The sequence below is a fragment of the Sphaerochaeta sp. genome, from assembly GCF_050178175.1.
GTDB lineage: Bacteria > Spirochaetota > Spirochaetia > Sphaerochaetales > Sphaerochaetaceae > Sphaerochaeta.
The window spans coordinates 1-10564 of record NZ_JBFXGH010000078.1; the positions used below are offsets into that span (position 1 = coordinate 1).

Annotated in this window: 10 protein-coding genes; 8 read left to right on the plus strand and 2 right to left on the minus strand. The window is 49.5% G+C overall.

The annotated features are described in order from the left end of the window. Nucleotides 1–74 precede the first annotated feature (74 nt). Genes trpB through AB7S66_RS08905 form a run of 7 tightly spaced genes read left to right on the plus strand, consistent with a single transcriptional unit; the run spans nucleotide 75 to nucleotide 6506 of the window. Complete coding sequence (trpB, locus tag AB7S66_RS08875) at nucleotides 75–1259, plus strand: tryptophan synthase subunit beta (RefSeq protein WP_428519178.1); 1185 nt, start codon at nucleotides 75–77, stop codon at nucleotides 1257–1259. Beyond that, entirely contained in the window at nucleotides 1252–2028 is a 777-nt protein-coding gene (gene trpA, locus AB7S66_RS08880; protein WP_428519180.1) for a tryptophan synthase subunit alpha, read from the plus strand. The genes trpB and trpA overlap by 8 nt, the downstream gene beginning before the upstream one ends. Nucleotides 2029–2079: 51 nt before the next feature. Further along, nucleotides 2080–3552 carry an anthranilate synthase component I family protein gene (locus AB7S66_RS08885; protein WP_428519182.1) on the plus strand — a complete coding sequence of 491 codons (1473 nt, stop codon included), beginning with the start codon at nucleotides 2080–2082 and terminating at the stop codon, nucleotides 3550–3552. Further along, on the plus strand, nucleotides 3549–4142 hold the full coding sequence (locus AB7S66_RS08890) for an anthranilate synthase component II (protein WP_428519184.1): 594 nt from the start codon (nucleotides 3549–3551) through the stop codon (nucleotides 4140–4142). Before AB7S66_RS08885 ends, AB7S66_RS08890 begins: the two co-directional genes overlap by 4 nt. After that, nucleotides 4139–5152 (plus strand): anthranilate phosphoribosyltransferase, encoded by a 1014-nt coding sequence (trpD, locus tag AB7S66_RS08895; RefSeq protein WP_428519186.1) that lies wholly within the window; start codon nucleotides 4139–4141, stop codon nucleotides 5150–5152. The genes AB7S66_RS08890 and trpD overlap by 4 nt, the downstream gene beginning before the upstream one ends. A gap of 2 nt (nucleotides 5153–5154) precedes the next feature. Then, nucleotides 5155–5919, plus strand: coding sequence for an indole-3-glycerol phosphate synthase TrpC (gene trpC, locus AB7S66_RS08900; RefSeq protein WP_428519188.1), 765 nt, complete (start codon nucleotides 5155–5157; stop codon nucleotides 5917–5919). Beyond that, on the plus strand, nucleotides 5916–6506 hold the full coding sequence (locus AB7S66_RS08905; protein WP_428519190.1) for a phosphoribosylanthranilate isomerase: 591 nt from the start codon (nucleotides 5916–5918) through the stop codon (nucleotides 6504–6506). The genes trpC and AB7S66_RS08905 overlap by 4 nt, the downstream gene beginning before the upstream one ends. A 5-nt stretch (nucleotides 6507–6511) precedes the next feature. Here the strand turns inward: AB7S66_RS08905 and AB7S66_RS08910 are convergent, their stop codons facing one another. Beyond that, nucleotides 6512–9187: an EAL domain-containing protein gene (locus AB7S66_RS08910; protein WP_428519192.1), complete on the minus strand. Its 2676-nt coding sequence runs from the start codon at nucleotides 9185–9187 to the stop codon at nucleotides 6512–6514. A 71-nt stretch (nucleotides 9188–9258) separates the two neighbouring features. Beyond that, entirely contained in the window at nucleotides 9259–9747 is a 489-nt protein-coding gene (locus tag AB7S66_RS08915; RefSeq protein ID WP_428519194.1) for a DNA-deoxyinosine glycosylase, read from the minus strand. A gap of 91 nt (nucleotides 9748–9838) precedes the next feature. On the opposite strand from AB7S66_RS08915, the gene AB7S66_RS08920 reads away from it, so the two are divergent. Then, nucleotides 9839–10564, plus strand: a 726-nt coding sequence (locus tag AB7S66_RS08920) for a DMT family transporter (protein WP_428519196.1), incomplete at its 3' end; no start/stop codon positions are given.

The following is a 10564-nucleotide window of genomic DNA, read 5'->3' on the forward strand; positions in this document are numbered from 1 at the left end:
AAATCAAAATTCTTGTCCAAAAACCTTGATTCTATTAATAGAAACATGTATGCTCCTATCACAAGGAGTAACCGATGGAACCAGGACGATTCGGCCCCTATGGAGGCAAGTACATACCAGAGACCCTGATGAGTGCAATCCAGGAATTGGAAACTGCGTACAACTCACTCAAGGATGATGCAACCTTCCAGGGTGAGCTTAGGGCCCTCTACCAGAACTATGCTGCCAGGCCAAGCCTCTTGACCTATGCGGAGAATATGACAAAGGACCTCGCCGGTGCCAAGGTCTATCTCAAGCGCGAAGACCTCAACCATACAGGCTCCCATAAGATCAATAATGTTCTCGGTCAGTGCCTGCTTGCCAAGCACATGGGAAAAACACGGGTGATCGCGGAGACCGGAGCTGGCCAACATGGTGTTGCCACGGCCACGGTAGCTGCACTGATGGGGCTTGAGTGTGAGATTTTCATGGGTGAGGTAGATTGCCAGAGGCAGGCACTCAACGTCTACCGGATGCGCCTGCTCGGTGCCACGGTTCACCCTGTACAGAGCGGTACCAAAACACTCAAGGACGCAGTGAATGAGACCATGAGGGAGTGGACCAGGAGGATAGATGACACCCACTATGTCCTTGGCTCGGTCATGGGACCACACCCCTTCCCCACCATGGTGAGGGACTTCCAGAAAATCATCGGGCAGGAAGTGAGGACACAGATACTTGCAGCTGAAGGCAAATTGCCAGACTACATCATTGCCTGTGTAGGAGGAGGATCGAATGCAATCGGTATCTTCCATGACTTCATCGAAGAACCTTCTGTGCATCTTATCGGTTGTGAAGCAGCAGGAAAGGGCATCGATACCAACGAACATGCAGCAACGCTGAGCAAGGGCAGCGAGGGAGTGTTTCATGGGATGAAGAGTATCTTTTGCCAGAATGAGGATGGACAAATAGATGAGGTCTACTCCATCAGTGCAGGACTCGACTATCCTGGTATCGGCCCAGAGCATGCCCAGCTGTATGCAACCAAACGGGCAACATACATACCGATCACCGATGCTGAGGCAGTTGATGCATTCACATACCTCAGTCGAAAAGAGGGGATTATCTGCGCCATTGAAAGTGCCCACGCACTCGCATACGCCATGAAGCTCGCTCCTACCCTGGAGGAGGATGCAATCATCGTGGTCAATCTCTCCGGACGGGGAGACAAGGATGTGGCAGCGATTGCCCGCTACCAAGGAGAAACACTCTATGAATGACCGAATCCAGCAGGCCTTCTGTGAAGGTACCGCATTCATCCCTTTCGTAACCTGTGCCGATCCAGACATATCACTGACTGAAGAGTTGGTGCTCGCTATGGCAGAAGCAGGAGCGGACCTCGTGGAACTGGGCCTTCCCTTCTCTGATCCCATAGCGGAAGGACCGGTGATCCAACGGGCAGATGAACGAGCCCTAGCTTCAGGGTTCAAGATCCACGATCTTTTCACCCTGATCGAACGACTGAGAAAACACACCCAGATCCCCTTGGTCTGCATGACCTACTTCAACCCGGTGTACAAGTATCAGAAGGAGCGGTTCCTTTCCAGCGCAAGGCAGGCAGGCCTTGACGGTCTGATTATTCCAGACCTTCCCTATGAGGAACAAGGTGAGATCAAGGATTCTTGCAAAGCGGAGGGTATCAAGTTGATCAGCATGATCGCCCCAACCAGCAGACAACGGGTCATTGCGGTCTCCAGGCACAGTGAGGGATTTCTCTACTGTGTAAGCTCATTGGGTGTTACCGGTATGCGAACCAACCTGAGTGACAGTGCCAGGGAGATGGTGGAACTTGCAAAAGCAAACAGCGATACTCCCTGTGCAGTTGGATTTGGTATCCATACTCCGGAACAAGGGCGTCACATCGCTACCTTTGCGGACGGCATCATTGTTGGTTCTGCGATTATGAATATCATTGCTGAAAAAGGAAGAGGCAGTGTAGAGGCGGTATCAGGGTACGTGAGGGAGATGAAGAGGGCCATCACGGTGTGATATCTTTTTTTACCCAAACAGTTTCTTCATACAGAAACACAAGGAGCATACATGCAGTACTATCCAACAAAGGAAGCGGCGTTGGCCTACCAGGATGAAGGGGGCTATCTTCCTCTCACCCTCGAAATGCTTTGTGACCAGCATACCCCCATCACCGTGCTTTCCCGATTAAAGGCAGAGAGTTCCCACTGTTTCTTACTTGAAAGCGTCGATGACAGACAGAGATGGGGACGCTACTCCTTTCTCGGATACGACCCCTTGCTGGCCCTTTCGACCCAAGACCACACAACCACTGTTCAACACCGGGATGGGAGCAAAGAGACATCGGAAGAACACCCTGAGAAGGTGATCAGAGGCATCCTGGAAGTCTATAAGAGCATTCCCATTGAAAAGCTGCCCCCATTCACGGGGGGCCTTGTAGGCTACTTCAGCTATGACTACATCAAATACCAGGAACCCCATCTACTCATCGACTATAGGAAGGATGATGCTTTCAAGGATCTCGACCTCATGTTCTTCGACCAGGTGATCTGTTTCGACCACTACCGCCAGGTGTTGACCCTCATCGTTACCTATCAGGCAAAGGACGGTGCAAGAGGATATGAGGAAGCACAGCAGCGGTTACTTGCAATGCACAGGATTGTACAGGATGAGCGTCCTCTTAAGCGGTTTCCAGGTGTCATGAAAGAACCACTCAGACCACTCTTCAACAAGGAAACCTATTGCTCCATGGTGGAGAAGGCTAAAGACTATATCAAGGAAGGAGACATCTTCCAGGTGGTACTTTCCAACCGTTGGGAAGCTGCATTCGAGGGAAGTCTGATGGATACCTACCGAGTCTTGAGAACCATCAACCCTTCCCCGTATATGTTCTACTTCTCCGGCAGCGAGATTGAAATCGCCGGAGCATCACCAGAGACCTTGGTCAATCTCAAGGATGGCATATTGCATACCTTTCCCCTGGCGGGCACCAAAAGACGGGGGAAAACGGAGGAAGAGGACTTAGCGAATGAGAGGGACCTTCTTAGCGATGAGAAGGAGCTTGCAGAGCATAATATGCTGGTCGACCTTGGGCGTAATGATCTTGGAAAGATAAGTAAGTTCGGCAGTGTTGAAGTTGAATCCTATCTCCAAATCCAACGCTACAGCCATGTAATGCATATCGGCTCAACGGTGAAGGGAACCATACGGGAGGACCAGGATGCACTCTCAGCCATTGCCTCCGTACTCCCTGCCGGGACGCTGAGTGGAGCACCAAAGCTCCGTGCCTGCCAGATCATCGAGGAACTGGAACATACCCAGCGAGGCATCTATGGAGGCGCTGTCGGTTACATAGGAAGCAACCAGAACATGGACACCTGTATTGCCATCCGCTTGGCCTACCGAAAAGGAAACAGCGTGTATGTACGCAGCGGTGCGGGTATTGTAGCAGACAGCGTAGCAGAAAGTGAGTATGCAGAGTGTGAACGAAAAGCAAAGGCGGTAGAGGAAGCCTTGCAAAAAGCCTCAGGAGGCATCCTATGATCCTATTGATTGATAACTACGACAGTTTTTCCTACAACCTCTACCAGATGATAGGGACTTTGGAACCGGATATCCAGGTGGTCCGTAATGATGTCATGACCGTAGAGGAGATTGCATCACTTGGGATGCAGGCCATCATTATCTCCCCAGGCCCCGGAACTTGCCAGGAAGCGGGAATCATCATCAGCCTTATACAACAACTTGGCCCAACAGTTCCCATACTTGGTGTCTGTCTGGGTCATCAGGCGATCGCTACCGCATTTGGCGCCACCGTCTCTTATGCAGAGACACTCTGCCATGGCAAACAATCAACGTGTGTTTTGGACACCTCATCCCCCCTCTTCCACAATCTGGGAAGGGAAGAAAAGGTAGGCCGGTACCACTCCCTAAGCGTTGATCCAAAGAGTCTTCCCCCCTCCCTGGTCTTGACCGGATGGACAGGGGATGGACAGGTAATGGCCATCCAACACACCCACTATCCCATCTATGGAGTGCAATTCCACCCTGAATCCATCCTCACCCCCAGGGGGGGAACATTGTTGAAAAACTTCCTGGAGGTGGCATACACATACAAAGGAGCAACACAATGATACGGGAAGCCATCAAACAACTAAGCATGAAGCAGGACCTTGACTACGGTACAGCACTGTCTGTAATGCATGAAATCATGGAGGGGAAGGCAACCCCGGTGCAAATGAGCAGTTTTCTCACTGCCCTCTCCCTGAAGGGAGAGACGATCGAGGAGATTACCGCATGCGCCGAGAGCATGAGAAGTCACTGTATACGACTACTGCATGACCTGCCGGTCCTGGAGATCGTTGGTACAGGAGGGGACCACCTCAAGACCTTCAATATCTCATCCACCAGCAGCATTGTCATCTCCAGCATGGGAGTGCCGGTCGCGAAACATGGCAACCGAGCCGCCTCTTCAGATTGCGGGGCTGCCGATGTGTTTGAAAGACTGGGAGTAAACATCCAAGTCAATGAACAAAGAAGCAAAGCAATGCTGGATAAGATCGGTCTCTGCTTTCTCTTTGCCCAGAACTACCACATCAGCATGAAATATGTTGCCCCGGTGAGAAAGGAGCTGGGGATCAGGACCGTATTCAATATTCTCGGTCCCTTGGCCAACCCTGCAGGAGCTTCCTTGCAGCTTATGGGTGTTTACGATGAGAGTCTTATCGTTCCCTTGGCCCAGGTAATGACCAATCTTGGGGTAAAACGAGGGATGGTTGTCTGCGGGGAAGACGGTATGGACGAAATCACCTTGACTGGAGAAACACATATCTGTGAAGTACAAGATGGCACCTTTACACACTACTCCATCACCCCGGAACAGTTCTCCTTGAAACGTTGCAGAGGGGAAGATCTCACTGGAGGTAATGCAGAGGAGAATGCTGAAATCACCCGCTCAATCCTCAGTGGCAAATTGCAGGGTCCCAAACGGGATATCGTGCTGCTCAACAGTGGATGTGCGCTCTATATTGCTGGAAAAGCAAGTACCATTGCCCAAGGTATCGAACTCGCACGAGAAGCAATCGATAGCGGGAAAGCACTACAGCAACTTGAGGCCTTCGTAAAACTGTCAAACGAGGAATAAGCATGGATATCCTACAATCACTCGCAGCAAGCACTGCCAACCGATACCATGGAAAACAAACCGTGAGTATTGAGAATCGTGCATTTTCCAGCATACTGGAAGGTCACCCATTCAAGCATGCCTTGGAGAGTGACCATCTTGCCGTGATTGCTGAAGTAAAAAAGGCATCCCCTTCAAAAGGCGTCATTGCATCTTCCTTTGACCCACCGGCAATCGCAAAAGAGTATGAGACGGGAGGAGCTTCGGCATTGAGCATACTTACTGAACCTACCCGGTTCTTGGGTGATGATGCATATCTGACCAGTATTGGAGAGAGTGTCTCCCTGCCTCTCCTCAGGAAGGATTTTATCATAACGCCCTACCAGATTCTGGAATCACGGATCCTGGGCTCTTCTGCGATTTTGCTCATTGCCGCCCTGCTTGATAAAAACACCTTGTCTTCCTTTCTCTCCCTCACCAGGAGCCTTGGGATGGATGCCTTGGTGGAAGTACATGATGAAGTGGAGCTGGATCTGGCGCTGGGAGCCGGAGCAACGATCATAGGAGTGAATAATCGCAATCTCCGTAACTTTACAGTCAATCTTGAAACCAGCCTTCATTTGATTCACTCGATCCCATCCTCAGTAATGGCTGTCAGTGAGAGCGGTATCAGGGGAAGGGAGGATGCAATTCAGCTCAAGCAAGCAGGATTCTCCGCAATATTGGTAGGTGAACAGCTGATGAGAAGGGTCGACCGAGCACAGGCCGTACAGGAATTGAAAGTATGACAAAAATCAAACTCTGTGGCATGCAAAGGGAAGAACACATAGAGTGGGCCAATGAGGCAGGTTGTGACTATATCGGCTTTGTCTTTGCCCCAAGCCGGAGGCAGATAAGCAGAGCGGTTGCAGCTGATTTACGTAAGCGGGTGAGTTCTTCGATATCGGTTGTCGGGGTATTCGTGGATGAATCGATTGAACATATCGCTCGTATCGCCGATGAAGGTACAATCGATCTCATTCAGCTGCATGGCAGTGAGGATGAGGTATACCTGCAGACCCTTCGCTCAGTCTGTTCGCTTCCCATCATCAAGGCGGTCTGTAATCCTCATACTACTGTAGTTGAATCCAGTACAGCAGATTATTTCTTGCTCGATGGCGCAAAAGGAGGGAGCGGGAAGGTGTTCGACTGGAGGCAAGCCTCAGGTTATGACAAGCCAATATTTCTTGCAGGCGGACTGCACGCCGGGAATCTGGAGAAAGCAATCAGAACCGTCTGTCCCTATGCAGTGGACATGAGCAGTGGCTTGGAAGAGCATGGAGAAAAGCAAAGGCATTTAATGCTGCAGGCAACAGCCATTGCTCATACATTATGAATAAATCATACTGTTTCAGATTTGATCTGCTTCATGAAGGTAGCCTCATCCACGGGTTTGCTGAAGAGATAGCCTTGGTAGTAATCACACCCGATGATCTTGAGGAATTCCAGCTGTTCGGCCGTCTCCACTCCCTCTGCAAGTACCACTGCTCCCATCTCCTTGGCCATAAGCAAGACAGTCTTGTAAATGGTAATGGACTCGGAATCGGGATAGCGCGAAATAAATGAACGGTCAATCTTGATCATATCTGCTGGTAATTCAAGCAAGTAAGAGAGAGAGCTGAAACCAGTGCCAAAATCATCAATTGCCAATGAAACCCCGTGTGTATGCAACTGGTCCATGATCGCATTCGTATTACTGAGACTCTCCACTGCAGTGTGCTCGGTCAATTCAACCTCCAGCATGGAGCGTGGAATCTTTTGCTTGTGCAGTTCACTGACCAAAAGGTCGGTAAGATGCACATTGGAGAGTTCATCAGCACTTAGATTGATGGATAAGATAAAATTCGGTATGGAGGAAGCAATCTCCTTCCAATGTGCATGAAGGAAGCTGATTGCGCTCTCGATCACAAATCTACCCAACAACTCGGTCAATTGGAGCTCCCTGACAAGGGGGAGGAACTCATCCGGATAGATGGGCCCTAACTCAGGATGACTCCACCTGATAAGTGCTTCCGCCCCGATGATCCTCTCTTCCTTGACTGAGACAAGTGCTTGATAGGCCAGATAAAGCTGGTCGGTTTCGAATACTGAGGCAAGTGCATCCTTGATTGCAGTTCTCCTTGCATAACGCATTGCAACCTGTGTATCGTAAAAAAGATACCCATGTTCCGTACCTGGAGTAACCATATGCATGGCGATAGCAGCATTTTCCACAAGAGCATAGAGACTGGAACTTGGTTCTGGATAGAGTGAGATTCCTACTGAGAGCTGCAAGACAAGGGATGACTTCCCGAAGAGATATGGAAGATGGAAACCGGAAAGCAGTGACGCTACCATTCTCTCAATTTCATACGCACTGCTTTTCGTCTCCAAGAAGAGCAGGTATGAATCAAACCCTGCTATGAGGATGGGAAAGCTCGTATCAAGGACTTTCTCAAGCGTTGTAGAGAACCTATTCGAGAAAAGCACTCGCTCCCGTTGATTGAGACGCATCCCAATCTCCTTGCTGTTCAAGAGTTGTATCTGCAGACAGACAAACGAACCAGTGTCTTCAGGAATCAATATAGTTCTCGCAAAACACTGATGGTAGTCAATTTGATACTTTTTGCAGAGCTGAAGCAACTCCATCGTGTTCCACTGGGAGGGGCTGTAGATTTCTATTGCATGATCCCCCTGCCACCGCTTCCCCTCTACATGGATAACATCCAAGGAGCAGAGTAAGCGGTGCTTGCTCTCATGATACACCCATACAGGACGAAGTGATTCCCCATATTGTTCATGAGAGAGGAATAGGTCATATCGGAGCGCCATCTCCTTCTTTCCATGCAACTCCTCCTGTGTATAACCACTCAGTTCCTCAAATGCCTTGTTGCAGAAGGTGACCCGCCCTTCTGGGTCATATACCACCACACCGTTGGATGCATAATCTGCAATCAGGGAACTGATACGTAGTTGTTGCTTATCATCTGCCCTGATCTGGAGGATGACTACTGCAACGGAACCAACGAAGAGTACCAGGAAGGAGAGCAGGAATTTTACCGAAGGATGCGACAATAAGAAATCCTGTGTCAAAATCGGCAACTGATCATGTTCATAGCTGCTGACAACCGCCCAGAGCCAGTTGTTCGATGTAGAGAAATACAGCCTCTCACTGCTTGCTGGATAGATGGCTTGAAAGGTATATGCCATATCCTCAGAAACATAGGAACCAATTCTATTCCCTGTCAATTGACTACGCATCCCGGGTGTATGGGAAAACAGATTCATTCCCTCTGCATAGATATTTTTACAATCTGATGCCCCTTCGATGATGATGTTCCCCTGTCTGTCAATGATACTGAACTGCAGGTCCTTCATCAGCGAAGTCTGATATACTGAAAGAAATGAGAGAAGATAACAAGCATCATAATCGATGGCAATAATGCCAGTCATTCTGGAGCCCTGGTATACAGGAAGAGCCAGGGTAAGTATGGGATTCCCTTCATTTTGAGGGATAATGTCGGATATATAGAGGACATTTGGGCTGAGTGTTTGTATCTCCTGCACCATTTCACTGATACCACTATCAGCAAGATATCCGGCGTCCAACAAACGTACCATGCCTTCTGCATTGGTATCGGCTTGGGCAAGCAAGAGCCCTTGCCCGTCAAGCAGGCGTTGGTGCAGGATATACGGTTTTTGTTTACTGATACGAACCAGGAGATTGGCAACCTCCTGCAAGGTTCCTTCATTCTGATTTGCTCTATATGCTGCTAATTCATTGGAATTATGGACGACCAGTAGATCGGAGACAAACTGGCTAAAGGCATTTTCAACCTGGTTTGCGATAACTGCGGTACCACGTTCTTGCTCTGCCTGAAGTCGTAGCTTGACTTGGTCGCGTAAGGATGTCTCATATCCTCTCAGCAAGAATAGGATAAGGAGTACCACCGGCATCACAAACAACAGGATATACCGAACTATCCTGGTTACGGTCTTGTGCTGTAGTCGCATCGTTGCTCCCTTCAAGTCATGCAAAATCCTAGCATAGGGAGAACCAAAGAGAAAGAGAACTGTTACTACTTATCATGAGATATTCGTACTTATTATCAAGAAGCAGGTAGTATCTTTAGCCCTTCAGCCCATCGCTCACGTTTCTCCTCGTAGCTGAGCGTGTATGCGGGACTGGTGGACGGCATGCTGAGAAAACAACAGGATTCAGGGAAAATGCCGACAAACCTGTTATAAAACTCCTGTGCCTTCTTCCCGTTGAACAGCACCCTCTCGATTGCAGGATGTTCCTGGAAAAATTGTTGAAAATCGTTGGGTATCATCTCTGTATAGGCAGAATCGGCAGATCCTTTCCGCTGGAAAGCTGAAAGCACATCCCATAGGGCAATATCGTGCGAGAGGAGCAAATCCCACTTCTGCTCGTAATGATCAATGTCGCCCCCAAGCAGATCTCGCATGATCGGCCAGAATGCATTCCTTTCATGACCATAATACTGTTGTTTCAAGGCAGACCTGACACTGGGACCAGTGCCCAGGATGAGCACGGTACTTTGAGGGCTTTCGATCGGGGGGAATCCGTGCAACATAAGAAACTCCTCTGGATTATGCCACATTCTAGCCGTTGGTTGTCCTTCCGTCAATTGTACAGAATTCCAGGACGTGATACTGTACCCCATCATGGATAGCAATCTTCTTCTCGGGCAGTTGCTTGCCCTCGTCACCGCTGCTTGTTGGGCTCAGAATTCCATCATTTACCGCCATCTCGGAAAGCAGGTCGGTTCTGATGCAGTAGCTCATATCCGGATGTGGCTTGCCCTGCCAGCCATCATCCTCCTGACCTATATTATGGAAGGGATGTGGTTCCCCCTCCACCTCTCTCCACAGACCTACTTCTTCATCCTTGCCAGCGGAGCAATAGGTTACTTCGTTACCGATAAGTTGCTCTTCCAAGCCTATATACTTCTGGGAAGCAGGGAATCGATGGTAATCATGACCCTCTCTCCGGTGGTTACCGCCATCTTTGGTTTCTTTCTGTTCGCTGAACGGTTGAACGGTATCCAGGTCTTGGGAATCCTAACCACAATCCTGGGGGTGTTGCTGATGGTCCTGCTCGACCGAAAGCCCCTCCTCGCCCAACAAGAACAGAAAGATCGTTCCACAGGCCTGCTCTTTGCCATTCTTGCCTCAATTCTGCAATCCGTCTCCTTTCTCATGGCCAAATTTGCAATGGACGAGACCGGTCCCGTTGCAACGAACCTTCTACGAAACCTCGGGGGCCTTTCCATCTTCATCCTCTACAACTTCTTCTACAAGAAGAATGGAATACAACACCTGGCACTCCTGAAAAGACCTCGTCTTTTCTTTATCCTGCTTTTTGCTGCACTTGCGGGGCCTGTCTTGGGT

Excerpts from the sequence above, each read along its gene's own strand:
- trpA (WP_428519180.1), top strand. The coding sequence starts at position 1,252 with ATGAATGACCGAATCCAGCAGGCCTTCTGTGAAGGTACCGCATTCATC.
- AB7S66_RS08890 (WP_428519184.1), top strand. The coding sequence starts at position 3,549 with ATGATCCTATTGATTGATAACTACGACAGTTTTTCCTACAACCTCTAC.
- AB7S66_RS08915 (WP_428519194.1), bottom strand. The coding sequence starts at position 9,747 with ATGTTGCACGGATTCCCCCCGATCGAAAGCCCTCAAAGTACCGTGCTC.
- trpB (WP_428519178.1), top strand. The coding sequence starts at position 75 with ATGGAACCAGGACGATTCGGCCCCTATGGAGGCAAGTACATACCAGAG.
- trpC (WP_428519188.1), top strand. The coding sequence starts at position 5,155 with ATGGATATCCTACAATCACTCGCAGCAAGCACTGCCAACCGATACCAT.
- trpD (WP_428519186.1), top strand. The coding sequence starts at position 4,139 with ATGATACGGGAAGCCATCAAACAACTAAGCATGAAGCAGGACCTTGAC.
- AB7S66_RS08885 (WP_428519182.1), top strand. The coding sequence starts at position 2,080 with ATGCAGTACTATCCAACAAAGGAAGCGGCGTTGGCCTACCAGGATGAA.
- AB7S66_RS08905 (WP_428519190.1), top strand. The coding sequence starts at position 5,916 with ATGACAAAAATCAAACTCTGTGGCATGCAAAGGGAAGAACACATAGAG.